At 72.8% G+C, this 19,923-nt stretch carries 18 protein-coding genes; 3 read left to right on the forward strand and 15 right to left on the reverse strand.

The features are described 5' to 3' along the window. Positions 1-21 precede the first annotated feature (21 nt). The 4 genes from AB0K67_RS32190 to AB0K67_RS32205 all read right to left on the reverse strand — a co-directional run bounded on the left by AB0K67_RS32190 (position 22) and on the right by AB0K67_RS32205 (position 3,121). Entirely contained in the window at positions 22-999 is a 978-nt protein-coding gene (locus AB0K67_RS32190) for a nitroreductase family protein (RefSeq protein WP_364067820.1), read from the reverse strand. Between the two features lie 28 nt (positions 1,000-1,027). Beyond that, the gene (locus AB0K67_RS32195; RefSeq protein ID WP_364067821.1) at positions 1,028-1,684 is read right to left on the reverse strand and encodes a CBS domain-containing protein; all 657 of its coding nucleotides are present in this window, start codon (positions 1,682-1,684) and stop codon (positions 1,028-1,030) included. Between the two features lie 106 nt (positions 1,685-1,790). After that, positions 1,791-2,261, reverse strand: coding sequence for a CBS domain-containing protein (locus AB0K67_RS32200; RefSeq protein ID WP_364067822.1), 471 nt, complete (start codon positions 2,259-2,261; stop codon positions 1,791-1,793). Continuing rightward, positions 2,258-3,121: a universal stress protein gene (locus AB0K67_RS32205; protein ID WP_364067824.1), complete on the reverse strand. Its 864-nt coding sequence runs from the start codon at positions 3,119-3,121 to the stop codon at positions 2,258-2,260. Before AB0K67_RS32205 ends, AB0K67_RS32200 begins: the two co-directional genes overlap by 4 nt. 142 nt (positions 3,122-3,263) lie before the next feature. Here AB0K67_RS32205 and AB0K67_RS32210 point away from each other — a divergent pair, with 142 nt between their 5' ends. Further along, a complete protein-coding gene (locus AB0K67_RS32210) occupies positions 3,264-4,097 on the forward strand; it encodes a universal stress protein (protein WP_364067825.1) in 834 nt (277 codons plus the stop codon). A 120-nt stretch (positions 4,098-4,217) separates the two neighbouring features. Here the strand turns inward: AB0K67_RS32210 and AB0K67_RS32215 are convergent, their stop codons facing one another. Beyond that, on the reverse strand, positions 4,218-5,075 hold the full coding sequence (locus AB0K67_RS32215; protein ID WP_364067827.1) for a universal stress protein: 858 nt from the start codon (positions 5,073-5,075) through the stop codon (positions 4,218-4,220). Positions 5,076-5,308: 233 nt separating this feature from the next. Beyond that, entirely contained in the window at positions 5,309-5,839 is a 531-nt protein-coding gene (locus tag AB0K67_RS32220; RefSeq protein WP_364067829.1) for a WHG domain-containing protein, read from the reverse strand. A gap of 98 nt (positions 5,840-5,937) precedes the next feature. On the opposite strand from AB0K67_RS32220, the gene AB0K67_RS32225 reads away from it, so the two are divergent. Continuing rightward, a complete protein-coding gene (locus tag AB0K67_RS32225; RefSeq protein WP_364067831.1) occupies positions 5,938-6,657 on the forward strand; it encodes an MBL fold metallo-hydrolase in 720 nt (239 codons plus the stop codon). A gap of 200 nt (positions 6,658-6,857) precedes the next feature. Here the strand turns inward: AB0K67_RS32225 and AB0K67_RS32230 are convergent, their stop codons facing one another. The 5 genes from AB0K67_RS32230 to AB0K67_RS32250 form a co-directional block, all read right to left on the reverse strand. After that, positions 6,858-10,703: a beta-ketoacyl synthase N-terminal-like domain-containing protein gene (locus tag AB0K67_RS32230; RefSeq protein WP_364067833.1), complete on the reverse strand. Its 3,846-nt coding sequence runs from the start codon at positions 10,701-10,703 to the stop codon at positions 6,858-6,860. 33 nt (positions 10,704-10,736) lie between these two features. Beyond that, entirely contained in the window at positions 10,737-11,780 is a 1,044-nt protein-coding gene (locus AB0K67_RS32235; RefSeq protein WP_364067835.1) for a ketoacyl-ACP synthase III family protein, read from the reverse strand. A 13-nt stretch (positions 11,781-11,793) separates the two neighbouring features. Then, complete coding sequence (locus AB0K67_RS32240; RefSeq protein ID WP_364067837.1) at positions 11,794-12,048, reverse strand: phosphopantetheine-binding protein; 255 nt, start codon at positions 12,046-12,048, stop codon at positions 11,794-11,796. After that, the gene (locus AB0K67_RS32245) at positions 12,045-13,097 is read right to left on the reverse strand and encodes a ketoacyl-ACP synthase III family protein (protein WP_364067839.1); all 1,053 of its coding nucleotides are present in this window, start codon (positions 13,095-13,097) and stop codon (positions 12,045-12,047) included. The genes AB0K67_RS32240 and AB0K67_RS32245 overlap by 4 nt, the downstream gene beginning before the upstream one ends. 361 nt (positions 13,098-13,458) lie before the next feature. Next, positions 13,459-14,781, reverse strand: coding sequence for a cellulose binding domain-containing protein (locus AB0K67_RS32250; protein WP_364067841.1), 1,323 nt, complete (start codon positions 14,779-14,781; stop codon positions 13,459-13,461). A gap of 369 nt (positions 14,782-15,150) precedes the next feature. On the opposite strand from AB0K67_RS32250, the gene AB0K67_RS32255 reads away from it, so the two are divergent. Next, positions 15,151-15,372, forward strand: coding sequence for a hypothetical protein (locus tag AB0K67_RS32255; RefSeq protein ID WP_364067843.1), 222 nt, complete (start codon positions 15,151-15,153; stop codon positions 15,370-15,372). 384 nt (positions 15,373-15,756) lie between these two features. On the opposite strand, the gene AB0K67_RS32260 is transcribed toward AB0K67_RS32255, so the two are convergent. The 4 genes from AB0K67_RS32260 to AB0K67_RS32275 all read right to left on the reverse strand — a co-directional run bounded on the left by AB0K67_RS32260 (position 15,757) and on the right by AB0K67_RS32275 (position 19,905). Then, complete coding sequence (locus tag AB0K67_RS32260) at positions 15,757-16,725, reverse strand: U32 family peptidase (protein ID WP_364067845.1); 969 nt, start codon at positions 16,723-16,725, stop codon at positions 15,757-15,759. Further along, entirely contained in the window at positions 16,722-17,906 is a 1,185-nt protein-coding gene (locus AB0K67_RS32265; RefSeq protein WP_364067847.1) for a mandelate racemase/muconate lactonizing enzyme family protein, read from the reverse strand. The genes AB0K67_RS32260 and AB0K67_RS32265 overlap by 4 nt, the downstream gene beginning before the upstream one ends. 38 nt (positions 17,907-17,944) lie before the next feature. Further along, a complete protein-coding gene (locus tag AB0K67_RS32270; RefSeq protein ID WP_364067849.1) occupies positions 17,945-18,700 on the reverse strand; it encodes an FCD domain-containing protein in 756 nt (251 codons plus the stop codon). Positions 18,701-19,236: 536 nt separating this feature from the next. Beyond that, positions 19,237-19,905 (reverse strand): hypothetical protein, encoded by a 669-nt coding sequence (locus AB0K67_RS32275; RefSeq protein WP_364067851.1) that lies wholly within the window; start codon positions 19,903-19,905, stop codon positions 19,237-19,239. Positions 19,906-19,923: the final 18 nt, after the last annotated feature.

Genomic DNA, 19,923 nt, shown 5'->3' on the forward strand with positions numbered 1-19,923 from the left:
CGGGTCGTCTCACTCGTGGCGTCATGTCAGGACATCGGAGAGCGGGCGGCGCGGCATGTCCCTGACGTCGTCGAAGGTGACGCCGAGCCTCATGATCATCTGTGGGTGCTCCCCCGACAGCAGCTCCCGCCGCAGGAAGTCCCGCAGCGGGTCCATCTCCAGCGCCTGGGTGTGGAAGGCGGCGCTCACGCCGTACGCGGAGGCGTGCAGCAGGACGTGCTGCAGCGCCTGGCCCGCGGCGATCCAGTCGGCGCGGCCGTCGCCCCGGGTGGTGAGCACGGCCACCACGCCCGTCTCCGTCTCGGCGGGCGCGCCCTCCGTGCCCCAGCCGTGCCGCCAGGCGTAGTGGCGCTGCGGGAAGTCGGGCTCGGTACGTGCGGGTTCGCGCGGGTAGGCGGTGGCGGGCACACCGTCGGCGCGGTTGCTGCCCGGCGGGCGCGCCCAGGCGATGACCTCCAGGTCGAAGCGCCGATCCCGCCGCTGCACGCCCTGGGCCGCCTGGGTGAGCCCGGCGATGACGCGGATCGCCTCCGGATCGCGTACGGGCGTCAGCCGCGCGCCCTCCTCCGTGGCGCTCCTGGCCAGCGCGTCGATCAGCCGGTCGGGCACCGGCATGGCGGCGAAGCCGGCCCGGTGGGTGCGGCGCCGCTCGATCTCCCCGCAGAGCATCCGCGTGGACTCGTCCGCCTCGATCTTTTCGCCCAGCGCGATCGTGGCCAGCAGGGCCGGACGGTCGGGGTCGGGCAGGATCCGTACGACGGGTTCGTAGCCCTTGCAGCGCAGCACCGTGCGGATCGTGAACAGCGCGGCGCCACAGCTGATCAGCAGCTCCCTGCCGGAGGCGTCCTCGGCGGTCAGCCGCCTCGCGGTGTCGGCGCGCAGCGCGATCTCCTCGCCGGAGACGGCGAACGTCCAGGGCTGGGTGTTGTGCACGGACGGCGCCCAGCGGCCGGCGTCCACCGCGGCCTCCAGTGCCTGCTTCGGCGATCGGGTTCTCATGGCTGCCTCCAAGGTCGATGGCCTGCCGCTACAGCAGCGGGGGCAGGGCCATGAGGTCGTCGTCGTCGAAGCTGACCTCGCAGACCACGTCCACCACGCCTTCGACGCCGCGTACGGCCTCGGCGACCGCGATGACCTGCGACCTGCGCCGCACCCGGCCGCCGAGCCGCACCACGCCCCCGTCGATCCGGACCGTGAACGTGCCGTCCTCCGGCAGCACGGCCCGCACGTCCCGCTCCAGTTCCGCGGCCGGGCGGGTGAAGACGCGCAGCACGTCGCGCTGGTGCAGGGTGCCGACGATGCGCCCGGTCTCCGGATCGACGACCGGGAGCTGCTTGACCTGTTTGGCGTGCATGAGCCGGGCCGCGTCCCGCACCCTGGTCTCGGGGGTGACGGTGATCGGCGGTGCGGTCATCAGCTCGCCCGCCGTCACGCCTGCGGCCTTGTCGTACTCGCGGCGCTGCGTACGCGACTCGAACATCGACACGCCATGCCGCACCGGGTCGATCTCCTTGAGCATCAGATCGGTCTCCGACACCACGCCGATCGGGCGCCTGTTCTCGTCGATCACGGTGACCGCGCCGACCGCGTAACGCCGCATCGCGGCCACGATCTCCGCGAACGCCGCATCGGGCAGCACGGCGATGGCCACCCGGCCCATGACGTCCTTGACCAGGATCGACATGACGTCCACCTCGCTTCCACGTCCTACGTTCCCTCGTCCTCGCCTGCCCCGTGAGCGGCGAACGACCCCGATCGGAGGGACGAAGGTCCCGCACCCCGCCCGGCTCCTAGCGGCGCCTGCCGGGCAGCAGGGGTTCGAGGCGGAACATCCCGGTGATGATCTCGCCGGGCTCCTCGACGTCACGGATGCGCCCGGCGACGGCCGACAGCACGTCGCGCGCCGTCACCAGGCCGATCAGCCCGTCTTCCGACAGCACCGGCACCGCGTCGCAGCAGGTGTCGACCATGAGGGCGGCGATCCTGGTCAGCGGCGTGTCGGGGCGCACCCGGGGCAGCGGCACGCGTTGCAGCAGCGAACGTACGGGGCGGGTGGACTGCTTGTCCGGCTCGCACGTCCAGGAGGAGGCGAGCCGCTCGCGGGTCAGGATGCCCAGCACGTGACCGTCCTCCACGACGGGCAGGTGGTGCACGCCGGCGCGGCGCATCAGTTCCCAGGCCATCAGCGGCGACTCGTCGGGCGCGACGACCACCAGGATCCGGCTCATGGCGTGCGCGGCGGTCATCGACTCGACGTTCACGGCCCCTCCTCAGCGCGGCGCACCACCGCGACGGCGCGGCGCGCGTGGTGGAGCACGCCCCTGCTGACCGAGCCGAGCAGCAGCGAGCCGATCGGTCCCCTGCCGTGGGTGCCGACGACCACCAGGTCGAAGTCGGCGCCGGTGAGGGCGTCCACGGGGTGCGCGCACGGGATGTCCGTCACCGTCCGCACCTCGGGGTGCTCGGCCTGCCAGCGCGCGGTGCGGGAGCGGACCATCTGCTGCACGGAGTCGCGGATCGTGTCGGCCTCGTACGAGATCTCGGGCGCGAAGGCGTGCACCGGGACCTGCCAGGCGTGGATCAGGTGGAGAGTCGCGCCGCGCAGGGCGGCCTGCTCGAAGGCGTACGCGATCGCCGGTTCGCTGTGCTCGGAGTCGTCGACGCCGACGGCGATCTCGCCCGACGGCTCGCCGGGCTCGGTGCGCACCACCACCACCGTGCACGGGGCGTGCACCGCCAGCCGCGTGCTCACCGAGCCGAGCATGGCCCGGGCGAAGCCGCCGAGCCCCCGGTCGCCGATGACGAGCTGATCCGCCTCGCGCGCCTGGTCGAGCAGGACGGCGGCGGGCACGCCTTCGATGACCTTCGTGGTGATCCGCACCTCGGGCTGCCGGGCGCGCGCGGCCGTCTCCGCCTGCTTGACCACCTTCTCCGCCGCGCGCATCAGGATGTCCTCGGGCTCGATGGGGACGGCCACCCCGGCGATGGCGTACGGCCCGCGGTCGAGCACGTGCACGATGCGAAGCTCGGCGCCCGTGCGCCTGGCGTCGTCAGCGGCCCACTCCACCGCCGCGGTGGCGGGTGCCGAGCCGTCGGTGCCTGCGATGACGAGTCCCCCCATGGACACCCTCTGACCAGCGGCCATCCCGGCAAACCCGGCGCGGTGCAAGCATGGCGGGGCCGAGCCTTTACCGTCCCGTGAGGCTCGCGACCGCGTACCTGGGCAGCCGTTTCTCAGCCGGGCACGCGTGAGGAGGAGTGGAGTGAGCCGACCGATCGTAGTGGGCGTGGACGGCTCCACGCCGTCCCACGCGGCCGTGGAATGGGCGGCCGCCGACGCCCGGCGCAGACGCCTGCCGCTGCGCCTGGTGCACGTGTGCGAGCAGCGGCGGGGCAGCGCCGAGGGCCTGAAGTACTGTGAGGGCACGCTGGAGGCCGCCGCCGACCGGGCGCGCGCGGCGGGCGCGCAAGAGGTGGTCAGCGAGCTGCTCGAAGGCAACGTGGTGGAGGCGCTGCTCGGCCAGGCGGTGACCGGCGACTGCGTCGTGCTGGGCAGCCGGGGCGTCGGCGGGTTCGCGGGGCTGGCGCTCGGCTCGGTCGGCCTCGCCGTCGCCGGGCACGCCGAAGGGCCTGTCGTCGTCGTACGCGCGGGCGCGGAGACGGCCGGGCACGGCAAGATCGTGGTCGGCGACGACGGCTCCGACACCGCGCGCGAGGCCCTGCGCTACGCCGTCGAGCAGGCCCGCGCCCGCGACGCGACCTTGCTGGTCGTGTACGCCTGGTCGCAGCCGATGCTGGCCACCTACGGGCCGCAGTTCACCGACCTGTTCACCGACACCTTCGACGAGGACCGCGATGCCGCGCAAGAACGCCTGGACATCTGGGCGAGCGAGTACCCCGACGTGCGGTTCGAAGGGTCGCAGGTGCGGGCGCACCCGGTCGCCGCGCTCGCCGACGCCTCCGCCTCGGCCGAACTCGTCGTGGTCGGCTCGCGAGGACGGGGCGGCTTCGCCGCCGCCGTACTGGGCTCGGTGAGCCACGGCCTGCTGCACCACGCGGTGTGCCCGGTCGCGGTGGTACGTCCGCGTACGGCGTGAGGGCGTCGTGCGGGGACGCCGCGGCGCTTCGGCACGAGCGCTCGACGCGGCGCGTTGGCGCGAGCGCTCGACGCGGCGCTTCGGCGCGAGCGCTCGACGTGGTGGGAAGGCGGGGTGCGGTCAGGCCGACGGGCTCGGGCCGTTGACCACGGCCACCGGGCAGTGCGCCCGGTGCAGGACGCTGTGCACGACCGAGCCGAGCCGCCCCGGCGGCAGCCCGGTGAGTCCCACCGCGCCCACGACCACGAGATCGGCCGCGCGCGATGCCGCCGACAGGGCCGCTATCGGATGCTCGAAGCTCAGCGACACCGACAGCTCCACGCCGGGGTGCGTGTCCCGCCACTCCCCCAGCCGCCGGGCGATCTCATCGCCGTCGTCCACCGTCATCAGCGGGCCGAACCCGGCGGGATGCGGAGCGGCGGGCGGGCAGCGCAGGCCGTGCAGCGCGAGCAGGCGGGTCCGGCGGGCGACGGCCTGCTTGGCGGCGTACTCCAGGGCCCGCTCCGCCGCCGGTGAGCCGTCGAAGCCCACGACGACGTCGCCGCCCGGCGCGCGCGGCATCCGCCTGACCACGACCACAGGGCACGCCGCGTGCCCGGCCAGGCCGATCCCGACCGAGCCCAGCACCAGGCCGGCGAACCCGCCCAGTCCCCTGCTGCCCACCACCACGGTGTCGGCCGACTCCGACTCGGTCACGAGCCGTTCCGTCACCGCCCCCGTGATCAGCGCCGTCGAGATCGGCGTCTCCTGCGCCATGTCGCGGGCGCGCGCGGCGGCGTCGGCGAGCATGCTCTCGCACCGTGCGGTCATGGTGTCGGTCTCGACGGAGGCGTCCATCGGGTGTTCGGCGCACCAGGGTTCGCGTACGTGGACGATCCGCAGGCCCAGCCCCCGGCGGGCGGCGTCCTCGGCCGCCCAGCGGAGCGCCGACCACGCCGTACGCGAGCCGTCGAAGCCGACGACGGTCGATGCGGGCATCTTGCGCCTCCTCCCCCGAGGCGGTGCGTGCGCGGCATCCCGCACGCCCGCGTCCTCCGCGTCAGCGTCCCTCCGCGTCAGCGTCCTGTACGCCGGGCGCCGACGCCGACGCGTTCCACCGCCGGCTGGGCGGCCCGGCCTTGCGGGCGTGCCGGTCGCAGTTACGCACGGCCTTATCTGCCCATTTCCCCAGGTGGCGGGCAACTATCCGCTTCCGGCGGCGTACCGGCGCGTCAGTGGCCGTCCTTGAGTGCGCGCAGGATGGCGGCCAGGCCGTACTCGAAGGCGCGCTCCACGTCGCCGCCCATCCGGAACAGGCCGTTCAGCTCCATGTCGATGAAGCCGGTGGCCCAGGCCGTGACCGTACGCGCGGCCTCCAGGGCGTGCTCCTCCCCCGCCAGCCGCCCGGACGCCTCCAGCACCGGTGTGATCAGGCGGACGAGCGCGTCGCGCGGCGCCTCCGGCGCGAACATCAACCGGAACCCCTCCGGATGGGCGTGGGCGAAGCGCCGGTAGGAGCGCACCAGCTCCTCCAGCGATCCGTCGGTCGCCTCGCCCTGGGCGACCAGGTCGTTGATGGTGGCCTCGGCGACGGCCCGCAGCAGGTCCGCGCGGTTGCCGACGCGCTTGTACAGGGATGGGGCCCGCACTCCCACCCGCTCGGCCACGCTCTGCATCGTCAGTCCCTGGCGGCCGACCTCCTCCAGCAGCTCGCGTCCGGCAGCGACGATCTTGCTCAGGGAGGTCTTCTCGGGAGTGGGCACCCGTAACAACCCTTCTGATAGCTATTGACGTTAGCCATGATGGCTAATTACCTTAGCTATCAAGGTAGCCCGTTCGGGGCTCGGAAGAGAAGGCCCACATGCGACTCGCACCCCATCTGCACCGGCTCGGCGACGACATCGTGGCGTGCTACCTCATCGACACGCCCGAGGGCATCACGCTGATCGACGCTGGCCTGCCCGGCCACTGGCAGGACCTGCAGCAGGAGCTCCACGCCATCGGCAAGACCGTGGCCGACATCCGCGGGCTCATCCTGACGCACGGCGACTCCGACCACATCGGCTTCGCCGAACGCCTGCGCAGCACCCACGGCGTGCCGGTGTTCGTGCACTCCGGCGACGCCGTACGGGTCCGTACGGGCGAGAAGCCCAAGGTCTCCACGCCGCCCATGCGGATCGGCCCGACGATCCAGTTCTTCGCGTACGGCCTGCGCAAGAACGGCCTGCGCCCGAAGTACGTCCGCGAGGTCATCGAGGTCAACGACGGTGACGTCCTCGACCTGCCCGGCAGCCCGAAGATCATCGCTCTGCCGGGGCACTCGCCGGGGAGCGTGGCGATCCACGTGGAGATCGCCGACGCGGTCTTCGTCGGTGATGCCCTCACCACGCGGCACGTCCTCACCGGCCGCGTCGGCCCCCAGCCCGCGCCCTTCACCGACGACCCGGCCATGGCGCTGTCCTCACTCGAACGGCTCGCCGGCCTGAAGGCGTCCTGGGTCCTGCCCGGCCACGGCGCCCCCTGGCAGGTCTCCCCGGACGAGGTGGCCGAAACCATCAAGAAGGCCGCCGCAGCCCGGTGACAACCGACGCAACCTGCAGACGACTCGGCCCGAGCCGCCAACGCCCGGCTCGTGCTGACGACGACTCGACGGCTCGGGCGGAACACGGCAACGCCTCCGGCGGACGGCGGCCTGGACTCGAAGGTGTGACGGCTCGCGCGGTCTGAGGGTGGCAGCGGGAGGGCGGCCCGAGGCGGGTCTCCGTCCTCGGGCCGCCCCGCTCAGCCGGCGATCACCGGGGCGCTGTCCTCCGCAGGCGGCGCCTCCGCCTTCGGCTTCTCGCGGCGAGACGTGAGGAGGCCGGCCAGGTGAGCGGCGATGGCGGCGATCGTGGGTTGCTGCCAGAGCAGGGTCGCGGGGAGGCGGCAGCCGAAGCGGCGTTCCAGGCGGCGGCGGACCATGACGGTCATCACCGAGTCCAGGCCCTGCTCGACGAGGGGACGACGGATCGCGAGAGCGTCGGGGGTGAGCCGCATGACGGCGGCGATCTCCGCGCGGACCTCGGGCAGCACGCGTTCGCGCAGCGCCTCGGGCGGCAGTCCGGCGAACGACTCGGCGGGGCCGCCCAGGTCGTCGTCGGCGGGGGCGGGGGCGTCGATCACCGGGTAGCGCAGGCCCGTGAGGTGGCCGAGCACGCGGCCGTCCACGTCGGCGATCAGCGCCCGTACGGTGTCGCCGGCCGCCGGATCCATCGCCGCCTCGATGATCACCGCGGCGGGCGGGGTGCCGGTCAGCACGACCTCGTCGATGCGTACGACCATGCGCAGCACCGGGTCGCCGGGGAACACACAGGGCGCGACCGACATGGCCGCATCCAGCGCCGGTGCCCAGCTCCCCGGCCCCTCCGAGTTCCTGCCTCTCCCTGCGACGGTGCGGACCGTGGCGCGGAGGATGCCGTCGCCGCCCAGCAACGTGTCGATGGTCCAGTCGAAGCCCGTCGAGGGCACGCCGACCGAGGCGAGGCGCTGGTGTACGTAGCCGGGGTCGAGGGGGCGCAGGGCGCCGGGGTCCGGGAGGACGTCGGGTTTGGCGGGGCGGGCGGGGGCGACCTGGGCGCCCGCGTGGACCAGCCAGGCGGGTTCCGGCTCGCCGGGGGCGGCGGGGGTGCGGGCGGCGAGACGGACGGCCGGGGGTTCGTGCACGACCTGGATCTCCCGGCGTTCGGCGGTCATCAGCGGATGGAGCATCTCGACGCCGGTCAGCGTGACGTCCTCCTCCGGCGACCGGGCGGCCGCCCGCAGGAACGTGTTGACCAGGACGGCGGCCGGCACGATCTCGACGCCGTTGAGCGCGTGGCTGCCCGGGTAGGGCCGGTCGGCGTCCTGGAGGCTGGTCCGCCACACGCGGGTGCCGCTCCCGGCGATGCTGGTCGCGGCCCCGAGCAGGGTGAAGGAGGCGGGGTTGTGGCCGGGCCGGTCGTTGAAGGTGGAGGGGTCGCGCCAGTGGCGGCGACGCTGCCAGGCGTACGGGGGCAGGGTGACGAGCCCGCCGGACGGGTGGAGCCGCCGCCAGTCCACCTCGACGCCGTGGCAGTGGGCGGTGCCGACCGCGACGTGGAAGGCCGGCAGCTCGGGCTGGTTGCGGCGCAGGGTGGTGCCGACGAAGACGTCCTCGTACCCGTGTTCGGACAGCGTCTCGGTGACGGAGTGCGCGACGACGGGGTGCGGCGAGATCTCCAGGAACACGCGGTGTCCGTCCTCGGCGGCGGCCGTCGTGGCGGCGGCGAGGCGTACGGGGTCGCGCAGGTTGGCCGCCCAGTACGCGCCGTCCAGCACGGGCGTGGAACGGGGATCGGGCAGCGTGGTCGTGTACATGGGGATGCGCGGCGCGCCGAAGGCGAGGCCGGCGGTGGCGGCGGCCAGCTCGGCGGCGAGCGGCTCCATGTGCGGGCTGTGGAAGGCGACGTCGGAGGCCACCCGCCGGACCACGACGCCCTCGGCGGGCCACTCCTCCAGCACGGCCTCGACGGCGGGCAGATCGCCGGAGAGCACGGTGGATCCGGGCGCGGACGCGATGGCCGCCACCAGGTCGGTACGCCCCGCGAGCCGTTCCGACGCCTCCTCGAACGACAGCCCGACCATGACCATGCCGCCTTTGCCCTCGGCCCGGCGCAGCAGCCGGGAGCGGCGGCAGATGAGGCGGGCCCCGTCGGCGACGCTCAGGGCTCCGGCGGTCACCGCGGCGGCGATCTCGCCGACGGAGTGCCCGATGACGGCGACGGGAGCGACGCCGCAGGCGTTCCAGAGCCGGGCGAGGCCGAGCTGCATGACGAAGATCATCGTCTGGACGCGGTCGATGGAGCCGAGGTCGCCTTCGGACAGGACCTGGCGGGGCGAGAACCCGATCTCCTCGGCGAAGATCGGCTCGACCTCGTCGACCAGGGCGGCGAACTCCGGCACGGCGAGCAGCTCGCGTCCCATGCCGCGCCATTGGCAGCCCTGCCCGGAGAACACCCAGACCGGCCCCGGCCCGAGGTCGGGCAGCACATCGCCGGTGATGACGGTCTCGGCGGGCACGTCGTCAGCGAGCCTGCGCAGGGCGGCGGCGAGCTCGTCCCGGCCACCGGCCGCCACGACGGCCCGGCGGGCCAGGTGGGTACGGCGCAGCGCCAGCGTGTGTCCCAGCGACGCCAGGTCGAGCCCGCCGTCCACGTGGTCGGCGAGCCTGCCCGCGTACTGGCGCAGAGCCTGCCAGGATGCCGCCGACAGCGGGTAGAGCCGCTCCCCCGTCTGCTCTTCCACCGGCCGCTCGGGAACGACGGGGGCCTGTTCGAGCACGATGTGGGCGACCGTGCCGCCGTACCCGAAGCTGGAGACGCCGGCCCTGCGCGGGTGGTCGCGGCGCGGCCAGGCGGTGGGCTCGGTCACCACGCGCAGACCCGAGCCGTCCCACGGGATGGCCGGGTTGAGGGTGGTCAGCACGGTCGGCGGGATCTCGCCGCGGTCGAGCGCGAGCACGGCCTTGATGACGCCGGCGATGCCTGCGGCCCCTTCGAGGTGGCCGATGTTGGACTTGACCGAGCCGATGAGGCAGGGGTCGCCGGGCGGGCGGCCCGCGCCGTAGACGGCGGACAGTGCGGCGGCCTCCAGCGGGTCGCCGAGCCGGGTGCCGGTGCCGTGCGCCTCGACGTAGTCGATGGTGGACGGCTCGACGCCCGCCTGGCGGCAGGCGCGCAGCATCACGTGTTCCTGGGCCTCGCCGCAGGGCGCCATGATGCCGTTGGTGTGGCCGTCCTGGTTGACGGCGCTGCCGATGACGAGCGCGAGCACGCGGTCGCCGTCGCGCCGGGCGTCGGCCAGCCGCTTGAGCACGACCACGCCGCAGCCCTCGCCGCGTCCGTAGCCGTCGGCTGCGGCGTCGAACGACTTCGAACGCCCGTCGGGCGCCAGCGCCCCCGCGGTGCCGAGCGTGAGGGTCTGGCCCGGCGTGGCCAGCAGGTTGACGCCGCCGGCCAGGGCGACGTCGCTCTCGCCGAGCCGCAGGCTCTGCGCGGCGAGGTGGAGCGCGACCAGCGACGCCGAGCAGGCGGTGTCGATCGCCATGCTGGGGCCGCGCAGGTCGAGGGAGTAGGAGACGCGGTTGGCGACGGCGCAGGTGGCGGCGCCGATCCCGGTCCACGCCTCGATCTGGGGCAGGTCTTCGAGCAGCCGCCCGCCGTAGTCGGCGGTGCACACGCCGATGAACACGCCGGCGTCGGTGCCGGCCAGGGTGTGCGGCGGCAGTCCCGCGTGTTCCAGCGCCTCCCATGCGGTCTCCATGACCAGGCGCTGCTGCGGGTCCATCAGCTCGGCCTCGCGGGGCGACAGGCCGAAGAACTCGGCGTCGAAGCCTTCGATGTCGCGGAGGAAGCTGCCGTAGCGTACGGCGTCGCGCAGCGCGGCGGCGTCTTCGGGGCTGCGCCGCTCGTACGGGCGCCAGCGGCCGTCGGGCAGCGGCCCGGTGGTGTTCCGGCCGGCGCGCAGCAGGTCCCAGAACTCATCCGGCGCCTGCACGTCTCCTGGCAGGCGGCAGCCGATGCCGATCACCGCCACTGGTTCCTGCCGGGCTGCGCGGGGGCTGTCGGCCATGCGCGTCGGTTTCCCTTCGATGTGTCGCGATGTTCAGGCCCACTGAGGGGTGTCGATGATCTCGATGACGGCGCCGGAGACGGTCACGCCCGGCCCGGTGCCGAGCATGAGCAGGTGGTCGCCGGGGCCGAGCCGCCCGGTCAGCAGCAGGTGGTCGAGTGACAGGACCTGGTCGGCGGCGCCGCAGTGGCCGATGGTGCGGCCGTAATCCCAGGTGGAGCGGGACATGGGCAGGTCGAGCAGGGCCATGCAGCGCTGCTCGACGATCTCTTTGGAGTAGTTCATGAACGCCACGCGGGTGAGGTCGGCGGGCGTGATGCCGCTTTCCGCGAGCAGCCGTTCGACGACCTCCTCCAGCGCCCGCTGGATGGAGAAGAGCGCGGCGGTGGCCTCGCCGGTGGGCATGATCTGCTGCCGGAACTGCTCGTTGCGTGCGGTGAAGCTCATCTTCCTGCCGACGGTGACGCCGGGCGGGAAGAGCGGCTCGCTGCCTCGGTGCAGCTCTTCGGCCTCGGTGACGGTCGTGGTGCAGATCGACGCGAGGCGCGCGAAACCTGGCTCCCTGCTGAGCACGAGCGCGGCGGCGGCGTCGCCGCCGATGTAGCCGGGGCCCATGCGCCAGCGGTCCATGAGCGGGGTGCCGTAGTTGTCGGCGGCGACCAGCAGGGCGGCGGGCCGGCCCGGGCCGGCTTTGAGGTGTCCTGCCGCGAGCTCCATGGCGATGAACATGCCGTTGCAGCCCTGCCGGATCTCGGTGGCCAGGGCGTCGCCGCCGACGAGGTGGCGCTGCAGGTAGGAGTGCGGGGGCCAGCCGTCGGGGCCCTGATGCCAGGTGGAGGCGTACAGCAGGAGGCCGAGGTCGCCCGGCGCGCGGCCGCTGCGCTTGAGGGCGCTGCGCGCGGCGTGCAGGGCCATCTCGGGGGCGGGCAGGTCGCCGGCCACGGCCGCTCCGGCGAGCTGGTGCAGGTCGGCCTCCCCGGCCGGGTACCAGCCCTTGGCGACGGCCTTCTCGACGCTGACGACGGTGCGCGGGACGAAGGCTCCCACGCCGGCGATGTAGGTGTCGGCGTACCGCATGAACGCTCCCCCGCTAGACGGCTTCGAGCTCGGCGACCATCGCGACGATGGTGGCGACGTCGCGGAAGTTCTCGGGGTCGAGCTTGGCGGCGGGCACGGCGATGCCGAGGTCCTTGCGGAGGTAGGTGAGCAGCCGCGCGGTGCGCAGCGAGTCGAGCAGCCCGGAGGACAGCAGCGGGGTGTGCGCGTCGATGGTGAGGTCGTCGCCGTCCTGGACGAGGTTGTCCTGGACGAACGCGACCAGCTTGCCGGTGAGGTCGTCGGTCATGCGCGTGCTCCTTGCGTGACGGGGCTGGGTGACAGGACGCGGAAGGCCGCCGCGGCGACGGACGTGCCGGAGCCGAACCCGACCGCGAGCAGGTGGTCGCCGGGCTTCAGCGCACCGGTCGCGAGCAGGTGCTCGAAGGCGATGAACTGGTCGGCGGCGCCGCAGTGGCCGACGCGCCGCCCGTACTCCCAGGTCGTCTGGTCCTCCTCGATGCCCAGCCAGGCCATCTGCCCGTCGAGGTCCTCGCGCCTGCCGTGCGGGAACGCCACCCGCGTGATGTCGCCGAGCGTGATGCCGGCCTCGTCGAGGGTCTGCTCGACCTGCTGCATCATCGTCTTCTGGATGGTCAGGTGGATGCCGGTGCCCTGCTTCTTGAGCAGCTGCTGCCGGAACTCCTCATGCCGGTCGGAGAAGCTGAGCCCGCGCCCGACGGTGGCGTCCGGCGGGAACAGCGGGTACGCGCCGGCGTTGACCGCGTCGGCCTCGGGGATCACGGCGACGTTGACCGACAGCAGTTCCGCCATGCCGTAGTCCTTGCCGAGCACGAGCGCGGCCGCGGCGTCGCCGATGAGCGCGCCCGGCGTCATCCGCCAGCGGTCCACCAGCGGGGTGCCGTGGTTGTCGGCGGAGACGACCATGGCGGTCTCGCGCGCGTCGTCGGCCCGCAGGTAGCTGGCCGCCAGCTCCAGCGAGCTGATCATGCCGACGCAGCCCGCCCTGATCTCGAACGCGGGCACGCCGCCGCCGAGCAGGTGCTGCTGGAGGTAGTGCTGGGGCTGCCAGCCGTTGGGGCCCTGGTGCCAGACCGACGCGTAGAGCAGCAGATCGAGCTCGCGCGGCGCGGACTCGCCCCAGCGGTCGTAGGCGTCGAGCACGGCGAGCCGCGCCATCTCGGGTGCGGGCATGTCACCGGCGACGGCCGCGCCGAGCTGGCGGAACCGCTCCGCCTCCTCCGCCGGGTACCAGCCCTCGCGTACCGCGTGCTCGACGCTCACGCTCTCCGGCACGTGGACGCCGATGCTTCTGACGTAGATGTTCGAGATGCGCACACGTCCCCTTCACTCATCGACGATCCCGGACGGCGGCCTTCTGACAAGCGGAAGGCGACCGCTGTGAAATGGCGGGGGCCCGGGGATTTCAAGGGCCCGTCCGGCGGGCGGGAAACCGCGAAATAGGCCGGCGGGCCGATTTCACGGCAAGGATAGGGGCGGCCTGCCGAACGAGGCAATGGTGATGTCCAGCATTTGGTCGGCGACATATCGTGACCGCCGCGCGCCCGAACGTGTTGAATTGCGGAAATCCGATTTTCCACAGGGGTCGTTGAAATTTCACCGAGCGGAATTCGGCGGAAGGAATGCATGCGGCGGCGGGCGCGCGCCTTTAGGCGCGCGCCGTTCACCTGGCGGGCACTCAGGAGGGCGCCGTGGTGCAGGTGATGCCGTTCACCTTGAACTCGGCCGGTCGCTCGTTCGAGCCGGTGGCGGTCGCCGAGAAGCCGAAGCTCTGGCTGGAGCCGGGGCCGATGTAGGAATTGTGGCCGTCGTCACGGGCGACCACCTGGGCGCCGGTCTGGGTCACGACGGCGTTCCACGCGTCGGTGATCTGCTGGTCGCCCGGCCAGATCCAGGTGACGGTCCAGCCGGAGACGGGGGTGGTGCCGGTGTTCCTGACGGTCACGCTGCCGTTGAACGCGCCGTTCCATGCGCCGGTGGAGTAGGAGACCTCGCAGGAGGTGCCCATGCGCAGCCCGCCGCGCAGGAACGTGACGAAGTTGGGCCAGGTCGGGTTGAGCGTGCCGGTGCCGGCGGTCTCGCCGCAGTCGGCCGTGGTGCGCACGGTCTCCGAGCCGTAGTGGGCGGGATCCATGATCTGGTCCATCATGTGGTCGGCCCCGGGCACCGAGACGAACGTGGCGCGGCCGCATTGCGCCTTGACGCGCTCGAAGAGCAGCACGCTCTGCCCGTGCGGCACCAGGAAGTCGGCCTGGCCGTGCAGGAACAGCAGCGGCGGGTCGTTCGCGTCGACGTACGTCATGGGGTTGGCCTGCGCGACCTTGTCGGGGCAGGTCTGGATGGCGCAGCCGACCAGCAGGGACTCGGGCGAGGCGGGCGAGTCGTGGTCGAGGCCGCCGCCCGGCAGGTTCTGGGCGTTCATCTGCAGGAAGTCGGTGGGGCTGTAGAAGGCGAGCCCGGCCTGCACGGCGCTGGAGACGCCGGTGACGTCGATGTCGCCCTCCAGCGCGGCGACGCCGCCGGAGAAGACCGTCATCTCCGTCAGCCAGCCGCCGGATGAGTCGCCGGCGATCGCGAAGCGGTTCGGGTCCAGCCCGTACGTGGCGGCGTTCGCGCGCAGCCATCGGATGGCCGCCTTGATGTCGTGCACCTGGGCGGGGAAGGCCGCCTGGGCGCTGCTGCGGACGCTGACGCCGGCCACGGCGAAGCCGAGCGGGCCGAAGACGTCGGCGATCGCGTCCGCGCCCTCCTTGCCGTCGTCGCTGCTCCAGGCCGAGCCGGTGTGCCAGATGAGCAGCGGCCTCGGGGTGGTGCCGGCGTCCGGGAGGTAGAGGTCGAGCAGGTGGCCCCTGCTGCCGGTCGGCTGCGCGGGCGCATAGGCGATGTCGGTGATGACCTGCGCGGCCTGGGCCGGCCGGGAGAAGGCCGCGGAGAGGCCGACGGCGGCCAGCAGCGCCATCGCCATGCAGACGATCACGGCCGTGCGGGGTCGAGCGTGCATGGTGCGGCTCCGGATGATCGGCTCACTCGATAGGGGCGGGGCGACGATATGACACCAGAGCGAGAATGGTCAAAGATCTCCGCCTTGCACGCTAATAAGGCAAGAAAACGCCATAAAGCGAACTTAGTGGGCACAGAGCGCCAAGATCAGCACGGGCGCGCACAGGCGGTCGGATACCCGCCCCCGAGGCATTTCCAGGCCGTTATGACACGACGGCCGGACACCCCGAAAAGTGACGCCCGCATCACCCGTGGTGATCACGCCAGAAAAAGCGCGTGAATAGCCGCTGTCGAATCGGCTCTGACAATTCTCACGGCGCTCGGTAAGTGATAATGTCCGGCGTCACGACCCCCAGCCCCAGGAGGACGAATGCGTAAGGCACGCGCTGTTGTCTGCACCACCGTGACGGCGCTCGCGATGTCGCTGACCATCGGCGCCGCGCCGGCGCAGGCCGCCGACCGGCTCGTCGGCGTCTTCAAGCACTACGCCGACTGCGAGCGGGTGGGTCACCAGGGCATCACGCAGGACTGGTGGCAGGACTACTCGTGCGTGTGGGAGAGCCGCTACCGGTACTTCTTCCTCTACGCCTGAACACACTTCTTCCTGTACGCCTGACACGCGCACGCCCCGCGCACGCCCGGCGGCCTCACGGTTCACGCCCGACACACGCCCGCCGACCCCGGGTCCACGCCCGGCACGCGCACGCCCGCCCGGGGTCCACGCCCGGCACGCGCACGCCCGCCCGGGGTCCACGCCCGGCACGCGCACGCCCGCCCGGGGTCCACGACTGACACGCGCGCGGCCGCCCCGGCCGCATGAGAGGGGCCGGGGCGGGCGGCAAGCGTGCCGTCGGGACGGCTCGGCGCGCCATCAGCGGACCTCGGCGCACCGTCAACAGGGCTCGACGTGCCGTCAGCAGGCTTCGGCGCACCGTCAACAGGGCTCGGCGTGCCGTCAACAGGGCTCGGCGTGCCGTCAGGAGCGGTCGGCGGGGACCGGGATGCGCAGTTGCGCGCCCTCGTCCCCGGGCGCGGTGCCCCGCACATCGGACCGGTGCCGGGCCACCAGGTCGAGACCGAGGCGGGCGCGGCGGACCCGCTCACGCGACAGCGCCACCGTGGTGGCCAGCAGGTGGGTGCCCGCCGGGTAGACGTCGGGCGCGTTGCGCAGCCCGAACTTGACGTGCACCGGCGCGGCGACCTCGACCAGCGTGGGCAGCTCGTAGTGGCGGACGAACCCGCCGACGTTGTCGGGCGCCTCGACGTACACGTCGAGCGGGATGTCCACGGCGGCCCGGATGGCGGCGATCTGGGCGAGCGTCAGGTCCGTGGGCAGGTTGAGGCTGTCGGCGCCCAGGTCCTCGAGTATGCGCGCCGACTCGGGGTTGGCGGCGGGCAGCATGACCGAGACTTTGGCCTGCATGTCGGGCGGCAGGTGCCCGGCCGCGCGGAGCCTGCCGAAGATCGACAGGACGCCGATGTCGGCGATGAGCACGCTGCGGAAGCCATGCTCCGCCGCCCGCAGGATCTCGTCGAGCACGGCCGCGACCTGGTCCTGACCGCGCGCGGCAGGCGCGAGTATCGAGCCGGCGGTGCTGCGCGCCATCGCGGAGGCGTCCCAGCCCGCGCAGGGCCGGGCGAACAGGCTGACCTCGACGCCGGCGGAGGCGGCGAGCGAGGCCATCTCCGCCAGCTCGTCGCCGGTGAGCAGGCCGACACCGGTGCCCTGGGAGACGCGGGTGACCGGAACGCCGAGCGTGCGGGCCGTCTCCAGCACCGCAGCCAGGCACTCAGGGCCCTCGACGCTGGGGATCTCCACGCGGTAGTGCGCCCCGTCGGGGAAGCGCTTGGACGAGGCGGGCAGGTCGTGGAGGTCGCCCGCGGGCAGCCCGAGCGAGGCCAGCAGCTCGGCCGGGCGCGGCATGCCGCCGCCGACGCCGCTCATGCCCCCACCCCCGTCACCGCCGTCGCACCGGCGCCGTCGCGGCGTTCCCAGCCGTCGCGTACGAGGTTGAAGTGCGCGTTCGTACGCGGATGCCGGGCGCACGCCTGCCTGTCGAGCGTGACGCCGAGCCCCGGCTGCGTGGGCGGCGCGAAGCAGCCGTCGGCCGCGTCCACCTGGGGCGCGCCATGGACGAGGTCCTTCACCCACGGGTCGGCGAAGTCGTTGAAGTGCTCAAGGATCTTGTGGTTGGGGGACGCGACGGCGAGGTGCACGTTGGCCGCCGTGCCGACCGGGCCGCAGACGTTGTGCGGGGCGATCAGCACGTTGTACGCCTCCGCCCACGCGGCGAGCTTGCGCAGCCCGGTGAAGCCGCCGATGTGGGTGAGGTCGGCCTGCACGATGTCCACCAGGCCCTGCTCGAACAGCTCGCGGAACTCGGGAACCGCGTGCACGCGCTCGCCGGTGGCGATGGGGATGGAGGTCGCCGCGCGCACCTGGCGCAGGCCGGGCACGTCGTGCGGCGGGACCGGCTCCTCGATCCAGGCCGGGTCGTACTCCTCGATGGCGCGGGCGACCTTGGCGGCCGTCGCGGCGGTGAAGCGGCCGTGCATCTCCACCATCAGCTCCACGTCGGGGCCGACGGCCGCGCGTACGGCGGCGAGGATGTCGCACGCCCTGCGCAGCTGCGGGGCGGACAGCTCGGCGGTGGCCGCGCCGAACGGGTCGATCTTCAGCCCGCGGTAGCCCTTCGCCACCACGCCCGCGGCCATCTCGGCGATCGTTCCGGGGTCGCGCTCGCCCTGGTACCAGCCGTTGGCGTAGGCGGGGGTGCGCTCCCTGAAGCGCCCACCGAGCAGCCGGTAGACGGGCACGCCGAGGTGCTTGCCCATGAGGTCGTGGCAGGCCATGTCGATGGTGGCCAGGGCGGTCTGGGTGACCTCGCCGGCCCGGCCGTACTCCTCCCAGGAGAACCGCCACGCCAGGCGCTGCACGTCGAACGGGTCGCTGCCGAGCACGTACCGGCGCGACATCTCCTCGATACAGGCCAGCAGGGTGTCGGTCTTGTTCAGCATCCTTGCCTCGCCGAGGCCGCGGAGCCCGTCGTCGGTGGTGAGCTCGACGAACGTCAGCTCCCGCCACGGGGTGCCGACGACGATGGTGTCGACTGCGGTGATCTTCATCTTTCTCCAGGAGTGCTGGGGACTGCTTGCGCTCGGGGTCAGCCCTGGCCGTCGCCGGTGGGCAGGGCGAGGAAGGCGCGTAGGTCCATGCGGGTCTGGACGAGGTGCTCGCGCATGGCCTCGGCGGCGGCGCGGGCGTCGCGCTCGCGTACGGCGGCCAGGATGCGGGCGTGCTCGTCCATGATGTCGTCCATCGAGCGGCCCCTGGCGAGGTGACCGCGCAGGCTGCGCAGCCGGCTCTCGTGCATGGGCTCGTCCATCGCCTCGATGAGGAAACTGATCATCTGGTTGCCGCTTGCGGCGGCGAGCATGGCGTGGAAGCGCACGTCCGCCTGGTTGAACGACTCCTCGTCGGTGGCCTGGCGCATCGTGTCGAAGGCCAGCTCCAGCGAGGTCAGCGCGGTGCGGGTGGCGTGCTGGGCGGCGAGCGTGGTGGCGTGGACCTCCAGAGCGAGCCGCACTTCGACGAGTTCGAGCAGGTTGCGGGGGTCGCGGCGCAGGGAGGCGGCGAAGAAGCCGCTCAGCGGCGCCGCGTTGGGGTGGGCGACGGCGGGCCTGCGGCCGCGCCGCACTTCGAGCAGGCCGCGGGCCTCCAGCGTGCGGACGCCCTCGCGTACGGTGAGCCGGCTGACCCCCATCTCGGCGGCCAGCTCGCCCTCCGAGGGGAGGAACTGGCCGGGCTGCAGGTCGCCGTCGAAGATGAGCGCTTCCAGGTGCCGCACCACGTTCGCGGTGCGGGACTCACCGCTCTGCTCGCTCTCGGCGTCTCTCCCGCCGCGACTCGTGTCGACCATGATCCCCTGCCGGTGCGGCATCACGGGCTCCGGTCCTTCCGGTTCCCTGCCGCTGCTCGACCCTTCCACGTCTAGGACTTTCACACATATCTGATACGTTCACAACAGGCAGCCGATACCAGACGGCATTCGAGCAGCGGTTTCACCGAGACATCGCAGGCCGGATCCGCTCGGGAACCGGCGAGATGGCACCTTTGCCTTGCAGAGTTGTCTGATGGATTCCAAGGTGGCCGGAACCATCCCACCTCCGCCTCGCCGTTCCGCGCCGCCGTGCGCGGCGTCCGGCTCTCTGGCACAGACCACCGTCGACGAAAGAGATCCCCGCACCCCCGGCGGCTGCTCGCGGCAGGGCTGCCGGCGGGCGGTGCGCGCTCAGCGGCTGCGGCGACGGCGGCGACGGCGCGACCGGGTCGGGCACCGGCAAGGCGGCCGACGACCGGCCGGGCCGCCCGGTGGAGCCGACCTTCGTCCCCTTCCACCGCTGGGGCGACAGGGTGCCGTCCGCCATGCGCGCCTGGACTCCCGCCCGGTGGCGGTCAGGCCGAGTCCGCGTGCCGGTCGCGGGCGAGCGAGAGCCCGTGCTCGTCGGCGTAGGCGCGGCGGCACAGGCCGCTGCAGAAGCCGTACGTCACGCCGTCGTGCACCAGGGTGAGCGCGGTGTCGTCCAGCACCACGGACATCCCGCAGATCGGATCGACCGCGGTCTCCGGCTCGGCGCTCTCTCCTTCCTCTTTGGCACTGTCGCGGTACGGGCGGGATACGTACTCCATGAGGTCCATGCTGCTCATCGACCTGCCGAAGATGCCGATGCCGCCTTCGGTGATGCCTTCGAGCAGGACGACCGCGTGGGGCTCGCGCTCCAGGCGGCCGGGTTCACGCCCGGCCGCCCGCTCGGTCTCGGCGAGCGCCTTCATGACGAGGCCGGGGACGGGCTCGCACATCTCCTTGCGCCACGACGCGGGGACGGTGACGCGGACGAGGTAGCGGGGCGGATCGGCGGGGTCGGCGGCCGGGCGGTCGCCGAGCACCCAGGTGGCGGGCTCGTGCACCAGCACCTGGGTGATCGTGCGCTGGGCGTTCAGCACCTCGACGGCGTGACTGCCGTCGTCCTCGACCATGAACGTGTCGATGAGCCGGCGTCCCAGCTCCTGCCGTTCCGTCTCGCTGAAGGCTCCCTTGGGGACGTACACGTCGATGAGCAACATCTGCGCGCCTCTTTCCTT

The sequence above is a fragment of the Nonomuraea sp. NPDC052634 genome (assembly GCF_040678535.1).
Classification (GTDB): domain Bacteria; phylum Actinomycetota; class Actinomycetes; order Streptosporangiales; family Streptosporangiaceae; genus Nonomuraea; species Nonomuraea fastidiosa.

What these genes read in the sequence shown, in the direction of transcription:
- AB0K67_RS32275 (WP_364067851.1), bottom strand. Translation starts at nt 19,905, where the DNA reads ATGTTGCTCATCGACGTGTACGTCCCCAAGGGAGCCTTCAGCGAGACG.
- AB0K67_RS32255 (WP_364067843.1), top strand. Translation starts at nt 15,151, where the DNA reads ATGCGTAAGGCACGCGCTGTTGTCTGCACCACCGTGACGGCGCTCGCG.
- AB0K67_RS32250 (WP_364067841.1), bottom strand. Translation starts at nt 14,781, where the DNA reads ATGCACGCTCGACCCCGCACGGCCGTGATCGTCTGCATGGCGATGGCG.
- AB0K67_RS32260 (WP_364067845.1), bottom strand. Translation starts at nt 16,725, where the DNA reads ATGAGCGGCGTCGGCGGCGGCATGCCGCGCCCGGCCGAGCTGCTGGCC.
- AB0K67_RS32195 (WP_364067821.1), bottom strand. Translation starts at nt 1,684, where the DNA reads ATGTCGATCCTGGTCAAGGACGTCATGGGCCGGGTGGCCATCGCCGTG.
- AB0K67_RS32270 (WP_364067849.1), bottom strand. Translation starts at nt 18,700, where the DNA reads ATGGTCGACACGAGTCGCGGCGGGAGAGACGCCGAGAGCGAGCAGAGC.
- AB0K67_RS32265 (WP_364067847.1), bottom strand. Translation starts at nt 17,906, where the DNA reads ATGAAGATCACCGCAGTCGACACCATCGTCGTCGGCACCCCGTGGCGG.
- AB0K67_RS32230 (WP_364067833.1), bottom strand. Translation starts at nt 10,703, where the DNA reads ATGGCCGACAGCCCCCGCGCAGCCCGGCAGGAACCAGTGGCGGTGATC.
- AB0K67_RS32215 (WP_364067827.1), bottom strand. Translation starts at nt 5,075, where the DNA reads ATGCCCGCATCGACCGTCGTCGGCTTCGACGGCTCGCGTACGGCGTGG.
- AB0K67_RS32235 (WP_364067835.1), bottom strand. Translation starts at nt 11,780, where the DNA reads ATGCGGTACGCCGACACCTACATCGCCGGCGTGGGAGCCTTCGTCCCG.
- AB0K67_RS32240 (WP_364067837.1), bottom strand. Translation starts at nt 12,048, where the DNA reads ATGACCGACGACCTCACCGGCAAGCTGGTCGCGTTCGTCCAGGACAAC.
- AB0K67_RS32190 (WP_364067820.1), bottom strand. Translation starts at nt 999, where the DNA reads ATGAGAACCCGATCGCCGAAGCAGGCACTGGAGGCCGCGGTGGACGCC.
- AB0K67_RS32205 (WP_364067824.1), bottom strand. Translation starts at nt 3,121, where the DNA reads ATGGGGGGACTCGTCATCGCAGGCACCGACGGCTCGGCACCCGCCACC.
- AB0K67_RS32225 (WP_364067831.1), top strand. Translation starts at nt 5,938, where the DNA reads ATGCGACTCGCACCCCATCTGCACCGGCTCGGCGACGACATCGTGGCG.